At 63.5% G+C, this 20,762-nt stretch carries 19 protein-coding genes; 13 read left to right on the top strand and 6 right to left on the bottom strand.

All coding sequences use genetic code 11. The features are described 5' to 3' along the window. Nucleotides 1-5 precede the first annotated feature (5 nt). Nucleotides 6-1,256, bottom strand: a complete 1,251-nt coding sequence (locus DVK01_RS08860; protein ID WP_101349307.1) for an NAD(P)/FAD-dependent oxidoreductase — start codon at nt 1,254-1,256, stop codon at nt 6-8. A 121-nt stretch (nt 1,257-1,377) separates the two neighbouring features. Between DVK01_RS08860 and DVK01_RS08855 the strand changes: the two genes are divergently transcribed. Next, entirely contained in the window at nt 1,378-1,986 is a 609-nt protein-coding gene (locus tag DVK01_RS08855; protein ID WP_121536377.1) for a DUF6149 family protein, read from the top strand. 42 nt (nt 1,987-2,028) lie between these two features. Here DVK01_RS08855 and DVK01_RS08850 read toward each other — a convergent pair whose 3' ends face one another. Then, complete coding sequence (locus tag DVK01_RS08850) at nt 2,029-3,384, bottom strand: NAD(P)/FAD-dependent oxidoreductase (RefSeq protein ID WP_121536375.1); 1,356 nt, start codon at nt 3,382-3,384, stop codon at nt 2,029-2,031. A gap of 8 nt (nt 3,385-3,392) precedes the next feature. Next, complete coding sequence (locus DVK01_RS08845) at nt 3,393-5,624, bottom strand: histidine kinase N-terminal 7TM domain-containing protein (RefSeq protein ID WP_121536373.1); 2,232 nt, start codon at nt 5,622-5,624, stop codon at nt 3,393-3,395. A 123-nt stretch (nt 5,625-5,747) separates the two neighbouring features. Between DVK01_RS08845 and DVK01_RS08840 the strand changes: the two genes are divergently transcribed. Beyond that, nucleotides 5,748-6,623, top strand: a complete 876-nt coding sequence (locus DVK01_RS08840) for a homoserine kinase (protein ID WP_101349303.1) — start codon at nt 5,748-5,750, stop codon at nt 6,621-6,623. A 203-nt stretch (nt 6,624-6,826) separates the two neighbouring features. Beyond that, on the top strand, nt 6,827-7,876 hold the full coding sequence (locus tag DVK01_RS08835; protein ID WP_121536371.1) for a PAS domain-containing sensor histidine kinase: 1,050 nt from the start codon (nt 6,827-6,829) through the stop codon (nt 7,874-7,876). Between the two features lie 215 nt (nt 7,877-8,091). On the opposite strand, the gene DVK01_RS08830 is transcribed toward DVK01_RS08835, so the two are convergent. Further along, entirely contained in the window at nt 8,092-10,470 is a 2,379-nt protein-coding gene (locus DVK01_RS08830) for a BGTF surface domain-containing protein (RefSeq protein ID WP_233562757.1), read from the bottom strand. A gap of 454 nt (nt 10,471-10,924) precedes the next feature. On the opposite strand from DVK01_RS08830, the gene DVK01_RS08825 reads away from it, so the two are divergent. The 9 genes from DVK01_RS08825 (at nt 10,925) to DVK01_RS08785 (ending at nt 18,568) form a co-directional block, all read left to right on the top strand. After that, nucleotides 10,925-11,575, top strand: a complete 651-nt coding sequence (locus DVK01_RS08825; protein ID WP_101349300.1) for an adenylate kinase — start codon at nt 10,925-10,927, stop codon at nt 11,573-11,575. An 87-nt stretch (nt 11,576-11,662) separates the two neighbouring features. After that, nucleotides 11,663-12,553 (top strand): DUF106 domain-containing protein, encoded by an 891-nt coding sequence (locus DVK01_RS08820; RefSeq protein ID WP_101349299.1) that lies wholly within the window; start codon nt 11,663-11,665, stop codon nt 12,551-12,553. Nucleotides 12,554-12,598: 45 nt separating this feature from the next. Continuing rightward, nucleotides 12,599-13,177 (top strand): (d)CMP kinase, encoded by a 579-nt coding sequence (gene cmk / locus DVK01_RS08815; RefSeq protein ID WP_053966311.1) that lies wholly within the window; start codon nt 12,599-12,601, stop codon nt 13,175-13,177. Between the two features lie 4 nt (nt 13,178-13,181). After that, a complete protein-coding gene (locus tag DVK01_RS08810; protein ID WP_101349298.1) occupies nt 13,182-14,072 on the top strand; it encodes an RNA-guided pseudouridylation complex pseudouridine synthase subunit Cbf5 in 891 nt (296 codons plus the stop codon). 88 nt (nt 14,073-14,160) lie between these two features. After that, nucleotides 14,161-14,781 carry a hypothetical protein gene (locus DVK01_RS08805; RefSeq protein WP_101349297.1) on the top strand — a complete coding sequence of 207 codons (621 nt, stop codon included), beginning with the start codon at nt 14,161-14,163 and terminating at the stop codon, nt 14,779-14,781. Between the two features lie 45 nt (nt 14,782-14,826). Then, nucleotides 14,827-15,018 carry a DUF1328 family protein gene (locus tag DVK01_RS08800; RefSeq protein ID WP_101349296.1) on the top strand — a complete coding sequence of 64 codons (192 nt, stop codon included), beginning with the start codon at nt 14,827-14,829 and terminating at the stop codon, nt 15,016-15,018. 75 nt (nt 15,019-15,093) lie between these two features. Further along, complete coding sequence (locus DVK01_RS08795) at nt 15,094-15,774, top strand: nucleotide exchange factor GrpE (protein ID WP_121511180.1); 681 nt, start codon at nt 15,094-15,096, stop codon at nt 15,772-15,774. 165 nt (nt 15,775-15,939) lie between these two features. Further along, the gene (gene dnaK, locus DVK01_RS08790) at nt 15,940-17,832 is read left to right on the top strand and encodes a molecular chaperone DnaK (RefSeq protein ID WP_121511181.1); all 1,893 of its coding nucleotides are present in this window, start codon (nt 15,940-15,942) and stop codon (nt 17,830-17,832) included. A gap of 427 nt (nt 17,833-18,259) precedes the next feature. Continuing rightward, complete coding sequence (locus DVK01_RS08785) at nt 18,260-18,568, top strand: HalOD1 output domain-containing protein (RefSeq protein WP_101349293.1); 309 nt, start codon at nt 18,260-18,262, stop codon at nt 18,566-18,568. An 83-nt stretch (nt 18,569-18,651) separates the two neighbouring features. Here DVK01_RS08785 and DVK01_RS08780 read toward each other — a convergent pair whose 3' ends face one another. After that, complete coding sequence (locus tag DVK01_RS08780) at nt 18,652-19,170, bottom strand: hypothetical protein (protein ID WP_101349292.1); 519 nt, start codon at nt 19,168-19,170, stop codon at nt 18,652-18,654. Nucleotides 19,171-19,281: 111 nt separating this feature from the next. Here DVK01_RS08780 and dnaJ point away from each other — a divergent pair, with 111 nt between their 5' ends. Next, nucleotides 19,282-20,436, top strand: coding sequence for a molecular chaperone DnaJ (dnaJ, locus tag DVK01_RS08775; protein ID WP_101349291.1), 1,155 nt, complete (start codon nt 19,282-19,284; stop codon nt 20,434-20,436). Here the strand turns inward: dnaJ and DVK01_RS08770 are convergent, their stop codons facing one another. Continuing rightward, entirely contained in the window at nt 20,437-20,742 is a 306-nt protein-coding gene (locus tag DVK01_RS08770) for a MazG-like family protein (RefSeq protein WP_101349290.1), read from the bottom strand. Nucleotides 20,743-20,762: the final 20 nt, after the last annotated feature.

The following is a 20,762-nucleotide window of genomic DNA, read 5'->3' as shown; positions in this document are numbered from 1 at the left end:
TGGCCTTATTCGGCCGGCGCGGGCGTCTGCGCCTTCACTTCTTCGAGGTCCACTTCCTTCTCCAGTAGCAGTTCCTTCTTGTCGGCGACCTGTCGCTCCTCGCGGATGAGCTGTTTGAACGCCGACTGCTGTGAGAGGTCGCCGATCAGCACGCCGCCGATAAGCTGTCCGTCCTCGAACGCGAGCCGCCGCCACTCGCTGTCGGAGTACTTCCGTTCGGCCTCGTCGTCGCCACGGGTCGGGTGACCGAAGGAGAGGAACGGGAAGTCGAAGTGCGTGATGGAGTACGAGGAGACCCAGCGGAACTCCTTCTCCTCGGCGTCGGCGACCATGTTCGTTCCGGCGACCGAGCCCTGCTCCTTGGCCGAACCCCACGCGCCGTTTTGCGCCTGGGAGTCGAGGATGGTGTCGTAGAACTGGGTGAGGTCGCCCGCGGCGTAGATGTCCTCGACGTTGGTCTGCATGTACTCGTCGACGACGACGCCGTCGTCGAGTTCGAGCCCGGTCCCGTTGAGGAACTCGGTGTTGAAATCGAGGCCGATAGCGACGCCGGCCCATTCGCCGTCGTAGTGGTTACCGTCAGGGTCGACCGCACCGGTAACTTTGCCATCGTCATCGACTTCGAAGTGGTCGACGCCGGATTCGAAGACGGGTTCGACACCGTTCTCTTCGAGCGCCTCGTGAATGATCTCTGCGCCGTCCTCCGAGAGCGCGTAGCGCCACCAGCGGTTGCCACGCATCAGGTACTTCGCGTCGATTTCCTGTGCGGCGCACACGGCGGCGAGGTCGATGCCGAGCAGGCCCGCGCCGACGATGATGCCCTGGTCGGCCTCGTCGGCGTGCTCGCGGATGCCACGCGCGTCCTGGAACGTCCAGAAGTGGTGGATGCCGTCGGCGTCGCTGTTCTCGACCGGGAGCTGTGCCGGCGTCCCGCCCGTCGCGACGAGCAGTTTGTCGTACTCGTAGGTGTCGCCCTCGTGGGTCTGGATCTCGTGGGCGTCGGGGTCGATGTCCGTGACGTGGGTGTTCAGCTGCAGGTCAATGTCGCGCTCGTCGTACCACTCCGGCTCGTGAATGGAGATGGGCGCTTCCGGCAGCTTCCCCTTGGCGAACTCCTTGATGAGGATCCGGTTATACAGTGCCTCCCCCTCGTCGGTCAGGACTGTGACCGACGCGTCCGGGTCCGCTTCCCGGATTGTCTCGGCTGCGGACGCACCCGCGATGCCGTCACCGATGATTACGTGCGACGTGCTCATGTACGGCCGATACGAAATCAGGCCTAATGTGGATTGCTATCTGTGTATCGTTTCCGATAGCGCACTGAACACACCGATAGTCGGGGATTTGAAGGCGCTTGGGCCCGTATTCGATTCTGAAATGAAAATCTACCAGAACCCGCGCCACTGGGCGAGTAAGAAGGCGCTGACCACACCCGGTGTCCGGTCGGTGGCCAACTACGGGCTGGTGAAACTCCACACCAAGATCTTCCTCGGGAAGGCAGACGAGGCACACCGAGAGGAGCGGCGCGACCACCTCGATGACTTTTTCGACGGCACGATGGACACCTACGTGGCCGCGCTCCGGGCGGATTACTCGGAAGCCGAGGCCCGGGAGATCACCCACATACAGGCGAACTTCGACTTCTACAACCACGGCTGGACGGAGATGATGGAGTTCCCGGCCGAGGAACTGGAAGCCCACTACGAGCGGTACGCGGACTTCTTCGAGACCCACGGCATCACCATCGACGACCCGCTCGGCTCCTTCCGCCCGGCCGACGGCGTCGCCGACGCGCCGTCCACGCCGGAGCGGCTGGACCAGCCGGAACACCCCCATGCCGTCGGTGGCTTCGCCGACGACGTGTATGTCGAAACAGAGGACGGCGAGATGATTGTCGGTGGCGGCCGCGAGGAACCGGACGATGTGAGCGCGACCGACGCGCCGGTCATCGACGAGGACGACGTGGAGAACGCGGCCGGGGACTGAGCGACGAACGGCGTCTCGGACCGCGGAACTTTAGCGGACGTCTCAGCGCCGGGCTTCGGAGAGCGGCGATTCTGCATCGGTCGCCGCCGAGCCGTCCGCGATTCGGTCGGCGCATTCGAAACCCGCGACGATACCGCCGTTGAGCGACCGCTCCGGGTACTGTGCCCGCGAGGCCATGCCGGCGTAGTAGAGCCCGTCCGCGACGGCGTCGCCGAGGTCGTAGGGGATGACCATATCTAGATACCCGCGCTCGTAAACCGGTGCCGTCCGTGGGTTGCGGGCCGTCCGCACCCAGTTGACGGCGTCGCGGTCGAACTCGGGGAACAGCGACTCGATGCCCGAGAGCCACGTCTCGGCGACCTCGTCGTCGCTCTGTTGCCAGATAGCCTCAGATTCGTTCTGGATGTAGCGAGCGACGTACAGCAGATGCTCGCCGCCGTACCGTTCGGGAGAGACGAAGTTCGTGTGCTCGATGAGCGCGCCGAACGGGGCGTCGTCGGCGATGTTCAGCCAGTACGTATCTAGCAGGGACTCGTCCATGCTGATGACCGAACACACCGTCCCCTGGAAGTCGATGTCGCAGGCGTAGCCGGTCAGGTCCTCAAGCACGTTCGGCATCGCCGCGACGACGACATCGTCGACCGAGTGTGTCGTCGTCCCGGTGCCGTCGGAGACGGTCAGCGACGAGACGGCCCCGCCGCCCGTATCGACCGCTGTCACGCGCGTGCCCGTCTCGATGTTCTCCCGGCCCACGGCCTCGACCAGCGCGTCGAGCAGGCGGCCGAACCCGCCGTCGAAGTAGCCCAGAATCTCGCCGTTCAGGATGTCCCGTTCGCCGCGGAACTTGACCCGGCCGAGTAGCCACGCGGCGCTCACGTCGTCTTTCCGGTCGCCGAACTTCGCGTCCAGCAGCGGCTCGAAGAAGTTCTCGTAGACGCCCCGCGTGGTGTGTTCGACGACGAACTCCTCGATGGGCACGTCCTCGAAGTCCTCCAGTCGCTCGTAGGTGTCAAACGAGGGGACGCCGCCGCGAACGTCGATGTCGAGGACGAGCATCCCAAGCCGGAACGTGTCGTACAGCGAGAGATGCGGATACGTGAGGATTTCCCAGGGCTTGTCCATCGGGTGGACGACGCCGTCGACGTAGTAGGCGTTCTGTCCGATGTGCCACTCCACGGCGTCGCCCAGCCCCAGTTCCTCGGCGAGTTCGACTATCGTCTCCTCGGACTTCGAGAGGTGGTGGTAGAACTTCTCGATGGGGTCCCCGGCCGTTTCGTAGGTCGCGGCCAGGCCGCCGAGGTCCTCGCTCGCCTCGAAGACTCGGACCTCGTGGCCGCGTTTCTGGAGCCGGTACGCTGCCGAGAGGCCGGCGATACCGCCGCCGACGACGCCAATCATACCCCGACCTATCCGCGGTTGTGGGATTTAGTTTGCGCTTCGGTCGCCGCCGTCTTGGTGTCGACAGGCTGGTCATCATCGACCGCACCGCCTGTCACCGCCTGCTGGAATTCGAGGATCGCGACGGTCCCAGTCGGATGATTGTCCTCGAACCAGAGCGTCCCGCCGTACAGGTCCATCATGACCGAGACGAAGTAGAGCCCGAACCCGCCAGCGGTCTGATCGGGCGAGAGCCCGCGTTCGAACACCGTCGTCTTCAGTTCGTCACTCATACCGGGGCCGTTGTCAGCGATGCGGACCTGCAGCCAGTCACTGGCCTGCTGGACCGACACAGTCACCTTCGGGCTGTCGGCGTCGTTGTGCTCGACTGCGTTCCGGAGGATACTCAAGAGGACCTCTTCGAGCAGTTCGTTCGCCTGCACACTGTAGTCCTCATCGAGTTCACAGGAGACAGCTACCGAATCGTACTCGTCCCGGAGCGACTCAATTGAGCGACGGAGCGTGGCGTTGAGGTCGACGGCGTCCAGCCGCTCGGCTTCGCTCGCTGTCACCGTGTTGTTGATATCCCGTATCGTCTCGCTCATTTCAGTGAGCTTCCCACACCAGTCGCTGATGCTGTCGAGATGTCGCTGTTTCGACCGCGGTACGGTTTCTCTGATGTGTTCCGCGCGGCCACGGATGACGACCATCGCGTTGTGCAGCGAGTGTCTGAGGACGCCATTGAAGAACTCGATCTGCTCGCGGCGGCGCTGGACAGAACTGCGGCTCTGGCGGAGCTCGCGCTCGCGTTCGACTTGATCGAGGGCCACCTGCGTCGTCTGTGCGAGAATCGCAGCGTACCGCCTGTCTTCCGTGGCAAGGGTGCTGTCGTGTGACGTGATCGCCATCACGCCGTGGGAACCGAGCGGCAGCATGAGGGCGTTGTCGAGCGGGTCGAGTCCATCCTGGTCCAGTGAGACAGCCTGTATCTCACCTGTCTCGTACGTCTTCCAGAGTTTGTTTTCAGGCTCGTCCGTCGGCGAACCGTACAGCAGCTCTTCCGCGACGTTCTGTTCGATTGACTCGCTGATGACGGCCGGTTCGAGAACGCGATCGTTTTCGATGAACACGCCTGCTGCGTTCTTATCGAGGACGGCCGTCGCGAACTCGACAGCCATCTCAGCGACTCCCTCGGCGGTCTCTGCTTCGATGAACTGCTGTGTTGCGGCTTGTAGCGCTTCGAGTCGGTCCTGTCGGCGCTGCTGGCCCGTTACGTCTCTGAGAACGACGAGCCGGCCGCGTTCTGTCCCGGACTGATCAGTGAGGCTCGTCGTCTGTGGGTTGTAGTACGTGAACGAATCACCGAACGAGAACACCTCGCCACGCTCGATGTGCTCGACGATTCCTGGAGCAAGATCATCAAGTGATTCTCCGTCGGGGTCCGGATGATCCAGCGCGCTGGCCGCTGCGGCGTTGTAATCGATAATTACACAGTCGTCGGTGAGAGCGATGACCGGGTCGGGAAGGTTGTCAACGAGCGTATCTCCCGACAGCGTCGTCACAGACAGCGATTCGTCTTTGAATAGTACCCACCCGACGAGCACCGCGTTGAGCGAGAACGCCACCGGTGTAAGGTCGATAGCCGGATGCGGTGTGTAGCCGAAATCATACAGCACAGCGACGAATATCGGAAGGCCGGTTCCGATAATGATGGCCGCTGTCTGTCGCCGATAGACGTTCTGCGACCGGAACAAGAACTCAATCAGGAGTGCGTATCCGAGCAGTAACAGCCCGTAACTGACGGCGAGAAGTACCGCGAACGTGGGACCGCGCTGGATGGCGACCAGCGTCGTCCCGAGCTGAGTGACAGGGACGGCTGTCACCTCGACGAGGTCGTGTGCCTGGTCCGTCAGCAGTAGTAGCACGTCCGCGTTTACCACGAGAAACAGCGGTCCGAGCGACGATGGCCGAAGCCACGACTGGCGGCCAGTGTAGACGAGCGCGAAGACGATCCAGAGCCCGATGACCTGCATAGCGGCGGTTCGCGACAGCAGATACACTGTCTTGACAGCGGCAGGGTCCGAAACGACTATCTGCCATATCGAGATCGCACACCAGCAACCCCCAGCGGCCGCGAGCCAGCCGTACTGGCGAGCGCCGGGGACATCCTGGTTCCGGGCGGCGACGACAGCGATTGCGAAGCCGATGAGCGCCCCACCCGCGTTCCCGAGGATGGCGACTGTAGCGATGTCGACATCCATATCGATACCTATTCCAACGTCAGGTTTCCCTGTATTATGCCTTTGGGCCGCGTTCTCAGTACTGCGACGCGGCCACAGTGTCGGTTCGCTACCTTTTTGCCTACACTGCTGAAATTCGCAGGCATGCTGACAGTCCGGGCGCCGGCTACCAGTGCGAACCTCGGGAGCGGCTTCGACGTGTTCGGTGTCGCACTGGAGCGTCCGGCCGACGTCGTCCGTCTGGAGAAGGCCGACCGGGTCACCATCGAAATGACTGGCGCTGGCAGCCAGTACATCCCTGAAGACCCCGAGAAGAACACCGTCGGTGCGGTCGCCGAGGCGCTCGATGCGCCGGCACGCATTCAGATAGACAAGGGCGTCCGCCCCGCCTCTGGGCTGGGCTCCTCGGCGGCCAGCGCCGCCGCAGCGGCCGTCGGGCTGAATGAGCTGTACGACCGCGGCTACTCCCGCGAAGAATTGGTCCCTATCGCCGCCAAGGGCGAGGCCGTCGTTTCTGGCGACGCCCACGACGACAACGTCGCCCCCTCGATCATGGGTGGGTTCACCATCGCGACCGAGAAGGGCGTCACGCAGGTCGATGCCGACATCCCGCTCGTGGCGTGTCTCCCTGATATCGTTGTGTCCACGCGGGACGCGCGCAACGTCGTCCCCGAGAGCGCCAGGGTCGAGCAGATGGTGGAAACAGTCGGAAACGCTGCAGCGCTGACGACGGGGATGCACCGCGACGACCCCGAACTCGTCGGGCAGGGGATGCACGACACCGTGGTGACGCCGGCCCGCGCGAAGCTCATCGACGGCTACGAACAGGTCCGCGAGGCCGCCCTGGCGGCCGGTGCGACCGGCGTCACCATCTCCGGGGCCGGGCCGACTGTCATCGCCGCGTGTGCCGAGGAAGACCGCCGCCGGATTGCGAGCACGATGCTCGACGCCTTCGGCGAGCGCGGCGTCGACGCCCGCGTGTATCAGACCCGAATCGGCCGCGGTGCAGAAGTGTTCTGAGACTGTCCGCAGGCCCGCATCAGTGGGCTCTGCGAGGAGCAGATCGCTCCGTTTCGAAGGCAGTTGTCGAGGATACCGAAAATCGTCTCATTAGCGCGACAGAGAGGTACTCCGACGGGTGACGAGATGTCAGTACTGCGGTATACTGCTATGTACTGCTATTAGTAACGCCAAGGCGTCTCGCTCCGCCACCTGAACTATCAATGGCATCTCAGACGGGGCACGCGCTTCCAGCAGCGTACGACGCGCTCAACATCGGTATCGCACTGTACGACCCCGATAGTGGTGCTATCCTAGACGGGAACGAACGAGTGGCAGAAATATTCGGATACTCGGTTTCGGAGTTGCGCGAGCGGTCAATCGGGGAGTACACCGCAAACACGTTCGTCCACTCCGTCGCCGATTTCAGGTCCCGGCTGGAGGACAGCGCCGCGGGCGAGTCACGCCAGTTCACGTGGCGGATCAAGCGGGCGGACGGCGAGCTCATCTGGGCTCGGATACACCTCTCGAAGCGAGTCGCGTCCGAGGAGACGTACGTCTGTGCAGAGATACGTGATATCACGGACTACTTCGAGACACACCACCGCGAGGAACTCCTCTGGCGGATACTGCGACACAACCTGCGGAACGAAGCGACAGTCATCGCCGGTAACACGGCCCGTATCACAGCCGCGGCCGGGACTGAGTCCGTGCGGGACGCCAGCAAGACGATTCGGTCCCGGGTCGAAAACCTCACCAATATCGTCGAATCCGTCAAACAGATCGAACGGGCGGTCACGCGCCCCGGCACGGACTACACTCGCTGTCACGTAACGCGCAGGGTCCGTGGTATCGTAAACACAATTGTAACCGACTACCCTGCTGCGGAGATTACCGTCACCGACCAGGCGGAGATGTGGATTGACAGCACTGACGCATTCACGTACGCGCTCACCCACGCCGTCGAGAACGCAATCATCCACAGCGAGGCTGTCACCCCGACAGTCGAGGTACACATCGGCCCGTCACCGAACACCGGGCGGGTGGAGATATGCATTCGCGATTCGAACCCGCCGATTCCCGACACGGAGGTCAGCGCGCTCTTTGATCCGACACAGGCCACGGAGACGGCACACGGGACCGGCGTCGGCCTGTTCGTGATGAAGTGGTGTATCGAGTCTCTCGGCGGTGAACTCCGATTCGAGCGGGACGGCGACGGGAACGCCGTCTTCTTCTATTTGCCTGCGCGGGAGCCGCCGGACGATAAGCGGTAGCCGCGCCCCTCGGTCGGCGACAGGGCATAGCCCGCGACGGACTCGACCCGAGAGACCACGACTGGGAGTCAGCTTCCCCTGACGTGCTCATTTCGAACACCGCCGAAAGGTTGCGAGTACGATGCTGGACGCCTTTGCCCGGGAGTCGACGCCCGCGTCTACTTACGTCTCGGCCGCGGCGCAGGGGGCTTCTAACCGCTGCCGCTCCGTCTCGATCAGGCGTTTCGTCGGACGGCGAGGAGCGCCGCGGCGACGAGCGCTATGAGCGCGACGGCTACAGTAAAGCCCGGGCCGGACGCGGGTGTAGTGGCGACTTCTGTCACCGTATCGGTGCGTGCAACCGTGGTCTGGTCCGCGATTGATGTTGCGGTCGCTTCGACGTCATCTACCGTCGTGCTCGGTTCCTCTGGCGGCTGCTCGGTCGGCTCCCCGGTGGTGTTGACGTTCGCGCTCGCAGACTCGACGGAGCCGTTCGCCGTGGCCGCCGAGACGATGCGCCCGTCTTTGTCGGCGGCAAAGCTGTCACCATCCACGTCGAGAACGTCCGCGGTGAAGTTCACGCCGGCGGCGTACTTGCTCATGTCACTTGTAGCGGTGAATGTCCCGTTCGACGTGACAGTCGCCCCAGGACGATGGATAAACGGGTTCGCCTGACTTTCGGAAGCGAGGCTGACCTCGACGTCCGAACCGGGCGCAATCGTCGTCGTACCCGAGACGGACTGGTTCACGGCGGCCTCGACGGTCACGCGTCCGTCGGTCGTGTCGAAGCCAGCGTCGCGCTCCGTAATCGTGTAGTTGGCTGTCTCCTCATCGTCATCGTCGCTCAGGCCGGTGGCGCCCGAGACCGAGAAGGTGGTCGTGATCTCGTCGTCGCCGTCTCCACGGACCGGTGCTCCGCTCTGATAGTTCACGTTCGACAGTTCGACGGCGACGAAGTACGTGTCGTTGTCGGGGTCATCGACCACGACCACGTTACTGTTGTTGAGGTGTAGCGGGTCCTCGTCGGCGTTCGCGCCGACGTTCGTCCGGTTGACCCAGATGTTGAACGCGTCCCCGTCCCCGGTGGCCTGGAGGAACGCGGCCGTGGTGTTGCTCGCGCCCCCGACGTCCGTCCGGTAGTCGATCGCGCCCTCGATACCGGAGGCGGTGACTCGGTGGACGACAATGTCACCGTCTGCGACTGCGGTCGACTGCGTGAGAGTTGTGCCGACGCGGTCGTAGATGCCGACGTCCTCGTCCGTGAGGTCGGCGTCTTTCGGGGCGACCCAGCTCTGGACGTGTTCGGTCGAACGCGCTTCCAACCGGAGCGTCCCGACAGCGTCGGGGTCGTCAATCTGACTTGTGCCGGCGGTCGCGTTCATCGTGTAGCTGGCCGCGTCAAGCGCCTCGGCCGTGAGGTCAGCTCGCGCGAACGACCCGCTCTCGCTGACGCCGCTGATCTCGTCGTCGCCAGAGACGCTGAGGACATCGCTCGCCGCAATGCTCGCGTTTCCGCTGTTCGGAACGCCGGCGAGGTAGCTGTTGAACAGGACGGTGACTTCGCCGTCGCCGTCGTCGTCGGTGATCTGCCCGGAGACGGCGTAGTTGTCCTCGCCCTCGTCGCCGATGACGATGTAGCCGTCGTCCGTGTTCTCTAACTGGTACGTGACGCTAACCACATCGCCGCGCTCGTCGGAGACAACGCTGTCCTCGAAGCGCACCTCTCCCTCCTGTGATTCGGAGACGGTGATGTCCGTCGAGGTGACCGCGAGACCGCTCTGGTTATCCGTGACGCTGACCGTGTACGGTCCGTTGCCGGCCGACTGGCTGCCGAAGTCAAACTCGACGGCCTCCGTGCCATCGAGAGTCTCGACCGCGGTCGCGACCTCATCACCATCGCCGTCGGTCAGCGTCCCGGTCGCCGTGGTGCCCCCGCGGATGGCAGTCACGTCGGCGGTGATGCTGTCCTCGTCGGTGACGTTGGTGTCGCTCACCTCGACGGCGAGTTCGAGGTCACTGATACGGAACCCGGCCGCGTCGGAACCGGACGTGACGTCGTAGCGCTCCCCCGCGTCGACGTCGTCCGTGTCGAAGACGTAGACCTGGCTGTTGTCCGCGTAGCTCCCGTCGAGGACGACGCTCCCGCCGCCGGCCTCGACGACTAGGTTTGTGTCGGCATTGGCGTCCCTGTCCTCGACAGCAATGACCTCGCCGTGATAGACGTTCGCGTCGGAGCCGCCGTCAGAGGCCGGTGTGATCGTCTTCGAGGTCACGCTGATGTCCGTCGCGGTGACGGACCCGCTCCCGAAGTCAGTGAGCTTCACCGACAGATTCCGGTTCGGCGCCACGTCCTGTGTGAGATCAATCTCGACGCGGCCGTCGGTTCCGTCCGCGTCGATACGGTCGACAAGCGTGCCGGAAACCTCGTCGCCGTCGAGGTAAAGCGCGAGTTCGTCGGTCCCGTCGAGTCCGTTGGTGACGGACTCGTTCAGCGCCAGTTCGATCGTACTGCCCCCGCTAGCTGCCGAGTACTCTACAGCCTGCTCGACGCTGACGTTACCAGCGGCGGCCGCTGTCCCGGAGGCGGCGACGGTACCGACGAGTACCGACGCCACCACCAACGCCGTCAGAAACAGGCTCCGGAGTTTGTCGGTCGGTGCTGTTCGCGATACTCTTGTCGTGCTCTCTGTCCGCGCCGACGGTCTCCACCGCGCGCTTCGCACGCTGTTCGGGGAGTCAAGTCGAGTCGGACTAGTCGAATCATCGGCATTGTTCACCATGCGATTTAGGCATGCCTAAAACAGTACAAATAGATTGTGAATTTTAGGCTAGCCAAAAAACATGATGCTTATCGAACCGCGCTGTATCGGTCAATCTGGCCATCTCACCGGCGCAGCATATTTTTAGGTGGACCTAATTCATAAAACCACTCCGGTTTCCGGACGGACCATATTATACCGCGGACAGCGATGGGAGCGTACCCGCACCCTTCTAGACATCGCCTGACGCGTCTCGCTCCGACAGACGCATTTGGACAACCATTTAACGGACCCCTCGGAAACCCAGACCATGTCGAATCCGCGAATCCTGATTCTCGGGCCGCCGGGAGCCGGCAAAGGAACGCAGAGCGCCAACCTCGCCGAGGAGTACGGCGTCGAGCACATCACGACCGGTGACGCGCTCCGGGCGAACAAAGACATGGACATCAGCGACATGGATACCGAGTACGACACGCCCCGCGAGTACATGGAAGCGGGCGACCTCGTACCGGACGCGGTAGTCAACGCTATTGTCGACGAAGCCCTCTCACAGGCCGACGGCTTCGTGCTCGACGGCTATCCACGCAACCTCGACCAGGCCGAGGAACTCGAAGGGATGACCGACCTCGACGTCATCCTCTCGCTAGACGTGTCCCGCGAGGAACTGGTCGACCGACTCACCGGCCGCCGCGTCTGTGACGACTGTGGCGCGAACTTCCACGTCGAGTTCAACCAACCCGAGGAGGAGGGCGTCTGTGACGAGTGTGGTGGCGACCTCATCCAGCGCGACGACGACAACGAGGAGTCCGTCCGCAACCGACTGGACGTGTTCGACGACAACACCGCGCCGGTCATCGACCACTACGAGGACCACGACGGCTTCGTCGCTGTCGATGGCGAGCAGACGCCCGACGAGGTCTGGAGCGATATTCAGGACGCTGTCGACGCACAGACGGCCTGAGACCCGGCGGAACTACCGTTCGAGGCCGATGTCGTCGAGACAGTCAGAGTAAAACGTTGATATGCCGTCGCAACTCAAGCACACACAATGGCACGTACCGCGCCGAAGGTAGAACGACTCGCCGAAGACGGCGAGGCAATGACTGACGCGCTCTCGACGGTGCTCGCTGCGGCCGAAGAGAACGGGACCGTCACCTGGAGTGACGTGAGTGACGACCTCACGAGCGGTGAGTGGGGACGGCTCATCGAGTCCGGCCTGCTCATCGACGCCGATGGCGAGGGGTTCGTCATCGACGACCCCGAGGGCGTCCGCGAGGCGCTCGAAGAGTCCGACGCGGCACCGAGCGATGATGACGAGGACAGCGGCTGGTCGAAGTGGGACAAGCTCGCCGGCCTCGGAACGCTCGGCCTGTTTGCCGGCTACTCGATGACGTCTGTTCGAGACGTTATCGCGGGCGGGGTCATCGATATCGTCCTCGGACCGCTCAACGATATGCTCCCCTTTTATGTCGTCATCCTGGTGCTTGCGATTATTACCGGGACTACCTCGACGATTCTGCAGGACAACCTTATGGACATGTCGGGGATGGGCGACCATCAGGAGAAGATGGAGGACCTGAAAGAGCGCCGCAAAGCTGCAAAGGAACGCGACGACCAGGAAGCGCTAGACCGGCTCGAAGAGGAGCAGATGGAGCTGATGACCGACCAGATGGGGATGTTCAAACAGCAGTTCCGCCCGATGGTGTGGATCATGCTGGTCAACATCCCGTTGTTCCTCTGGCTCTACTGGATCGTCTTCGGAGCCGGCGTCGAGGCGAGCCCGGTGATTACGCTCCCCATCTTCGGGGAGGTTGAGGCGTGGCGCAACGGCGTCGTCGGCCCGGTACAGGCGTGGATTGTCTGGTACTTCCTGTGCTCGCTCTCGTTCACCCAGATCATCCGGAAGGCGCTCAACGTCGAGACGACGCCGACCGGGTAGGCGCGAAGAGACAGCCCTTTCTATCGGGGCCACCCGAACACCTCTATGTTGATTACCGTCTCCGGGCCGGCCGGCAGCGGCAAGAGTACACTTGCCAAGAGTCTGGCCGACGCACTGAATTACGAGCACGTCAGCGGCGGCGACATCTTCCGCTCGCTGGCCGAGGAACGCGGGATGACGCCGCTGGAACTGAACAAGGCCGCCGAGGAGGACGACCAGATAGACCGCGACCTCGACCGGCGACTCAGGGACATCGCCGCCGAGCGCGACGACCTCGTGCTGGAATCCCGTCTGGCCGGCTGGATGGCCGGCGAGTACGCCGACATGAAACTGTGGCTGACAGCGCCCCTGGACGTGCGCGCCGACCGCATCGCGACCCGCGAGAACAAGCCCTTCGAGCAGGCCAAGACCGAGACGAAAGAGCGCGGCGAGAGCGAAGCCCAGCGCTACAGCGACTACTACGACATCGACTTCGACGACCTCTCTATCTACGACCTGTCGGTCAACACCGCCCGCTGGGACCCGCAGGGCGTCCTGAGCGTGACGCTGCACGCCGTCGAGTCGTACAGTCCCGACGGCGACGAAGGGAAGGCACCGGTCGAGAATATCCGGTACGAGTTCTGAGCCGATGACGCTCCGTGCCCCGCCCGACGAACGGGATCTGGATTCGCTTCGGTCCTTCGGTGTCGTCAACCTCGATAAGCCCCCGGGACCCTCGGCCCACCAGGTCGCGGCCTGGATTCGGGACGCCACTGGCCAGGACCGGGTCGCTCACGGCGGGACGCTCGACCCGAAGGTGACCGGCTGTCTCCCCGTGTTGCTCGGCGACGCCGCCCGGATGGCGCAGGTGTTCGACGACGCGGTCAAGGAGTACGTGACGGTGCTGGAGCTCCACGACCAGGCCCCGGCAGACATCACGGACATCGTCGCCGAGTTCGAGACGGACATCTACCAGAAGCCACCTCGGAAAAGCGCGGTGAAGCGCCAGTTGCGCTCTCGCCGAATTCACTCGCTGGACGTGCTTGAACGCGAGGAGCGCCGCCTGCTTCTCCGGGTGCGCTGTGAGTCGGGGACATACATCCGGAAACTGTGCCACGATATCGGACTGGCAGCGGGAACCGGCGCACACATGGGTGACCTCCGACGGACGGCGACGGGGACCTTCGACGACGCGTCGCTGTCGACGATGCACGACCTCGTGGACGCGCTCGCGTTCGCCGAGGAGGGGGACGAGTCGGAGGTGCGCGAGATTATCCAGCCTGCAGAACGCGCGCTGGTCCACCTGCCGCAGGTCATAATTGCGCCCAGCGCCGCCCGCGAAGTCGCCGAGGGTGCGCCGGTGTACGCGCCGGGCGTCATCGAAGCCGGCCCGGCCGAAGTAGGTGACGCGACGGCTGAGATGGGGTCGCAGGTCGTCACCATTACTCCCGGTGGCGTTGCAGTCTGTCTCGGAACGCTCGTTGGCGACCCGGACGCAGCTGATGGCCTTGTTGTCGAAATCGACCGCGTGCTGGTATGAGCGGGCGTGCTGGTGCCGGCGGCGGTCGTGCTGAGCGGGATGCGCACGTCGCGGGAAAAACTAAGACCGTCTCCAACATAGTATTAGCATGGACCGATGGGTCGACCCCGACGAGGCCGACCCGGCGCAGTGGCGTGGAACAGGACCGTACGACGACCTGCGCCGGGGCGCTGAGACGGTCTCGGTGCTCGAACGCGCCCTCCGGACGCCGTTACCGTATCAGCACGAGGTCGACGTTCACCACGACGACGACGTCGCCGAACAGTTTCAGTCCAGTGAGTACGAGCACGCACGCGTCGTCTACAACAGCGGCGTAGACGCCAACCGACGAATAAAGCTCCTTACCCGCGGGGTGCTGTGGGGTGGCGGTGAGACACACCAGCGGTTCCAGGCACAGTACCGCCGCCCGCCGCCGCCGACTGAGACCGTTCCGTTCGGAGAGTACACCGTCTGGAGTCGGTACCAGTACGGGACCATCGAGCGAACCGATAACGGCCTGACGTTCACCGAGAACGACGAAAACCCGGACGAATCGCTCCGAGAGCTCGACTGGGGGACTCTGTTCGACCCGGTTCAGGAACGGCTCGCGGAACTGGAGCTGGTCCGGAACCCCACCTTCGGCAAGTACCGTCTCGAGGAACTCGACGAGTGGGAGGCCTACCGCACGCGGTTCCAGTACGACCCCGGGGCGTTCGCTGTCGACCCCTGATTAGTGGCTGTATAATAAACCGGGGAGAAGGCGTTGGCTACGGTCATGACGCACCTACTGACCACGGCCCCGCTCCAAGCCGGCGGCGGGTTCCTCGAACTGGCCCTGCTGTTTCTCGTCCTCGCCGTCGTCGCCGGACTGGCTGGTCTGGGCGGTATCGCGGGGCTCAGCATGCGAATCGCGAAAATACTTGTGGTCGTTTTCCTCGTCCTGATGGTCGTCAGCTTCCTCCTGTGATACCAGTGTCGGTGGACAGTGTCACCGCCAGACCGTTTCTGAATCCTTTTATTTACGTGACGACTTCTATCGGGTATGACTGAGCAGGACGCAGCCGACGACGCGGCCGCGACCGAGGAGTCGACCGCGAGCGAGGCGCAAGCGGACGGCGACGCGGATTTCGAGGACGTGCCCGAGGGCGGCAACGCGGATGAGGTTGACCTGGGCGAGTTCGATATCGACGACGAATTGGTCGACCGGGTCGCCGAATCGGATCCTGAAGACATCGCCCGCGAACTCTCCGCGCTACGGTCGCGCGTGGACAGCCTCGAATCGCAGGTCGAACAGCAGGACGACGACATCGAGGAGCTGGAGGAAAAGCTCAAACGCAAGCAAGCGGAGTTCCAGAACTACAAAAAGCGGATGGACAAGCGCCGCGAGCAGGAACAGAAGCGTGCCACCGAAGACCTCGTAACGCGCCTGCTCGACGTTCGGGACAATCTGGAGCGCGCGCTCGAACAAGACGAGGACACTGATATCAGGGGCGGGGTCGAGTCCACGCTTCGCCAGCTTGACGACGTGCTCGATGCCGAGAACGTCGAGGTTATCGACCCCGATCCCGGCGGAGACGTCGATCCGACGCAGCATCAGGTGCTTGCCCGCGTCGACAGCGACCAGCCCGACGGAGCAATCGCCGATGTCCACCGGCCGGGCTACGAGATGGCCGACAAAGTGTTGCGCGAGGCACAGGTCACAGTCAGCGAGGGCGAGGAATAGCGGGCAATATCAACGGTATAGCGGTCGTATAGCGGTACATTAAATAATCACCGGTCAGAGGGGACTATCGAGTATAAAACCGCCCGGAGGAGGTCCCTTTGTCCGTTTTTCCAATCAGTACATCTAGCAACTTTTAACCGGCCCAATCCGCTATGAGCGGGTAAGATGGCGAGCAACAAGATTCTGGGTATCGACCTTGGGACCACGAACAGCGCGTTCGCGGTCATGGAAGGTGGCGACCCTGAAATCATTGTCAACGGCGAAGGCGAGCGGACAACACCGTCCGTCGTCGCGTTCGACGACGGCGAGCGACTCGTTGGGAAACCGGCGAAGAACCAGGCGGTAAAGAACCCCGACGAGACGATCCAGTCGATCAAGCGCCACATGGGCGACGACGACTACACGGTCGAACTGGACGGAGAAGAGTACACGCCGGAACAGGTCTCGGCGATGATTCTGCAGAAGATCAAACACGACGCCGAGGAGTACCTCGGCGACGAAATCGAGAAGGCCGTCATTACGGTCCCGGCATACTTCAACGACCGCCAGCGCCAAGCGACCAAGGACGCCGGCGAGATCGCCGGCTTCGAGGTCGAACGCATCGTCAACGAGCCGACCGCGGCCGCGATGGCCTACGGGCTGGACGACGAGTCCGACCAGACCGTCCTCGTGTACGACCTCGGCGGGGGGACCTTCGACGTGTCCATCCTCGACCTGGGCGGGGGCGTCTACGAGGTCGTCGCCACGAACGGCGACAACGACCTCGGTGGCGACGACTGGGACCACGCCATCATCGACTACCTCGCCGACGAGTTCGAAGACGAACACGGCATCGACCTGCGCGACGACCGGCAGGCTCTCCAGCGGCTGACTGAGGCCGCCGAAGAGGCCAAAATCGAGCTCTCCTCGCGCAAGGAGACCCGCATCAACCTCCCGTTCATCGCGACCACCGACGACGGTCCGCTGGACCTCGAACAGAAACTCACGCGCGCGAAGTTCGAGTCACTCACTGAGGACCTCATCGAGCGCACCGTCGGCCCGACGGAGCAGGCCCTGGCCGACGCCGACTACACGAAAAGCGACATCGACGAGGTCATCCTCGTCGGCGGTTCGACGCGGATGCCCCAGGTCCAGGACAAGGTCGAGGAGATGACCGGCCAGGAGCCCAAGAAGAACGTCAACCCCGACGAGGCCGTCGCGCTGGGCGCGGCCATCCAGGCCGGCGTCCTTTCGGGCGACGTGGACGACATCGTCCTGCTCGACGTGACGCCGCTGTCGCTGGGCGTCGAGGTCAAGGGCGGCCTCTTCGAGCGCCTCATCGAGAAGAACACCACTATCCCGACCGAGGAGTCCAAAATATTCACCACCGCCCAGGACAACCAGACGCAGGTCCAGATTCGCGTCTTCCAGGGCGAGCGTGAAATCGCCGAGGAGAACGAACTGCTCGGCGCGTTCGCGCTCTCGGGCATCCCGCCGGCCCCTGCGGGCACGCCCCAGATTGAAGTGTCGTTCAACATCGACGAGAACGGTATCGTCAACGTCGAAGCCGAGGACAAGGGCTCGGGCAACAAGGAGGACATTACCATCGAAGGCGGTGCCGGCCTCTCCGACGAGCAGATCGAAGAGATGCAACAGGAGGCCGAACAGCACGCCGAGGAGGACGAACAGCGCCGCGAGCGTATCGAAGCCCGCAACGAGGCCGAGGCGTCCGTCCGCCGCGCCGAGACACTCCTCGACGAAAACGAGGAGGAGATAGACGACGACCTCCGGGCCGACATCGAGGCCAAAATCGAGGACGTCGAGGAAGTCCTCGACGACGAGGACGCCACGAAAGAAGACTACGAGGAAGTCACCGAGACCCTGAGCGAGGAACTGCAGGAGATCGGGAAGCAGATGTACCAGGAGCAGGCCCAGCAGGCCGCCGGCGGCGCTGCGGGCGCTGGTCCGGGTGGCGCGGCCGGAGCCGGTCCCGGTGGGGCTGCCGGACCGGGCGGCGCGGCCGAGCAGGGCGAGGAGTACGTCGACGCCGACTTCGAAGACGTTGACGAAGACGAATAGGGCAGATCACATCGCTTGCGTCGGGACAGCGGACCGGAAGCCGACCAACTGGCAGGCCATCCCCGAACCGTGACCGACTGAACGGTCACGCCGGTTCGATGTCGTACGGTGAGTGGCCGAAACAGAGTTTAGTGGCGGCAGTGACCGTTCGTCGTCTGTCTGCACGTCGGTTGAACTGACGAGCGAGAATCGTCTGACCGGAACGCCCCCGCAGAAGTTACTGTGCTGTGGAGCCAGTCCAGTTGCGACAGGAGCACAGTTGCGTGTAGGATATCACGGTCCGTACGGCGTTGCATCGAAGCAGCCACAGCCTCGACGAGAGGGCCGATGTTCTAGTCAAGCAAACTGAGTTTTCGACCCATATATAAGTAACCTGACCTGTAAATTAAGCGTAGAATTAATACGTTTGACCAACACAGTTCTAGTAATGAGTGGGTCCGACAGCCAGCCCGACCGGCCATCTGACGACCCTGACACCCTCCATGCGGAGTTCGACTGGAACGCAGTCTCGCCGTCAGTAGCAGTCGTACAAACGGTCGCGATCGCGGCTGACCGAGAGGCAACAGAGCTGTCGCCCCTCATCGAAACGCTCGATCCGGACGCACTCGATCAACTATTTGTTCAGTCGTCAGGGCCGGACAGTACCGTCTCACTCTCGTTTCAGTTGGGCAAGTACGCAGTAACCATGACCGGAACCGGGGACGTGTATGTCCGCACTGAGTCTGTCCGTCTGTGACTGCGCGGGAGAATGAACACCACCGTCGAAGCCCAAAAACGCATCTCCGAAACGCTCTGGCGACCCTCCCTGTGAGGAAGCAGTCAGCCGGTCTCGTTCCCGAGCGTTACTGTATCGAGCGTCGTTGTCCGTTCGGCCGGCGCGCCGAGCGGGCGGCCGGTCCAGCGGACCGCGACGGTGTCGCCAGCGTCGAGGTAGAAGCCGACCGAGACGTCGCCATCAAGGTAGTTACCGTCACCGTTCGAGTCCACGCGCGGGTCGTCAACGACGACCGTATCGCTAGAGTCGACGGGCAATTGGTCCGGCCCGGCCCACGTCAACGTTATCGAGCGGTTCTGGTCGGCGTCGGTAACGACAAGCTCCAGCGCGTGCGTACTGGTGTCGGTAAGCCGGTCCCCGCCGGTGTGGGTGAGCGTGACCGCTCCCGCCTCAGCGTCGAACTCACCCTCAATGGTAACCGACGGGGACGCCGTCCGCAGATCAGCGCCGGGGCCGACGACGAGGGCGACCAGCCCGACGACGGCCAGCGCCGCGAGCCCCCAGACTGCGACTCGCTCGACCGTGACGAGACCCCGGTGACCGCGCGACGACTCAGGACTCATTGCCAGAATCCTCCCTCGGCACGGAAATAAGCGCCCCGGTACGGGTCGAACACTACTAGTCGGCAACCCGTTCTTTTGAAGTAGCTCAATCGTCTAAGCCTTGTACAACGAATGAGTCAGGATTTCTACGAGATACTGGGTGTCTCTCGGGACGCCTCCGAAGACGAGATCAAGGAGGCCTATCGAGAGAAAGCCCGGGAGTACCACCCGGACGTGAGCGATGACCCCGACGCCGAGGAGAAATTCAAGCAGGCCAAGAAGGCCAAGGAGGTCCTCACCGACGAGGAGAAGCGCCAGATGTACGACCAGATGGGCCACGAGCGCTTCGAGCAGGCCGAGAAGCGCGGCGGCGCTGGCGGTGGCGGCGGCCGCGGCGGGATGGGTGGAGACCCCTTCGGTGGCGGCGCTGGCGGTTTCGATATGCAGGATATCTTCGACCAGTTCTTCGGTGGCGGCGGCCGCGGCGGGCGCGGTGGCAGTCGACGGCGACAGGGACAGGACCTCCAGACGCGGCTGGAAATCGACCTTGAGGAGGCCTACAACGGCGCGACGAAGCAACTGAACGTCACTCGGCCGGAAGCCTGTGACGACTGTGGCGGGACCGGTCATCCGCCGGGGGCCGACTCGGAGACCTGTCCGGAGTGTAACGGGCAGGGCCAGACGACGCAGGTCCAGCAGACACCGATGGGTCGGGTTCAGCAGACGACGACCTGCCGCCGGTGTGAGGGCGAGGGGACGCTATACGATGAGACGTGTTCGACCTGCCGGGGTAATGGCGTGGTCCAGAACGACGCGACGCTCGAGGTCGAGATTCCGTCCGGTATCGCCGACGGACAGACGCTCCGGATGGAGCGCGAGGGCGCGCCCGGCGAGAACGGCGGCCCGAACGGCGACCTGCTCATCGAGGTGAACGTCCGCGACCACCCGAACTTCGAGCGCGACGGCGACGACCTGCAACACCAGCAGGCCATCTCATTCCCGCAGGCCGTCTTCGGCGACACCATCACCGTCCCGACGCTGGACGGCGATGTCGAGGTCGACGTGCCAAGCGGTACCCAGAGCGGTGAGGTGTTCCGCCTAGAGGGCAAGGGAATGCCCCGCCTCCGCCGCCGCGGCCGGGGGGACCTCTACGTGCAGGTGCAAGTCGTCACGCCCGACAGCCTCAACGCCGAGCAGAAGGAGGCCCTCGAACAGTTCGCGGAGGCCGGTGGCGAGGAGGTCGACGTCGAGGAAGGTTTCTTCGAGAAGCTGAAGAACTCGCTGTAGTCAGCCGTCGCTCGCCGATGTCCCGTTTGCTCCGGATTGGCCCTCGTATTTCGCAAGCGCCGACGAGAGCGCGGCATCGGCGTCGATGTCGAGTTGCACGCACAGCGCAAGCAGTGCAAATAGAGCGTCGCCGAGTTCCGCTTCCCGTACCGACAGTGCCGCCGAATCAGTGCCGTAGCCGGTCGTCTCGTTGACTGCGGCCGCAATGTCACCGAGTTCAGTCACGACATCGAGCAGTCGGTAGGCGGGCGGCGTGTCGATGTCGCTCCGGCTGAGTACGTCAGCGATTTGTTGCTGTCGTTTCATTTATAGGCAGTGGAGGACCC

The organism is Haloarcula sp. Atlit-120R (assembly GCF_003665885.1).
Classification (GTDB): Archaea; Halobacteriota; Halobacteria; order Halobacteriales; family Haloarculaceae; genus Haloarcula; species Haloarcula taiwanensis.
This window is presented reverse-complemented; position numbering and strand designations above follow the sequence as displayed.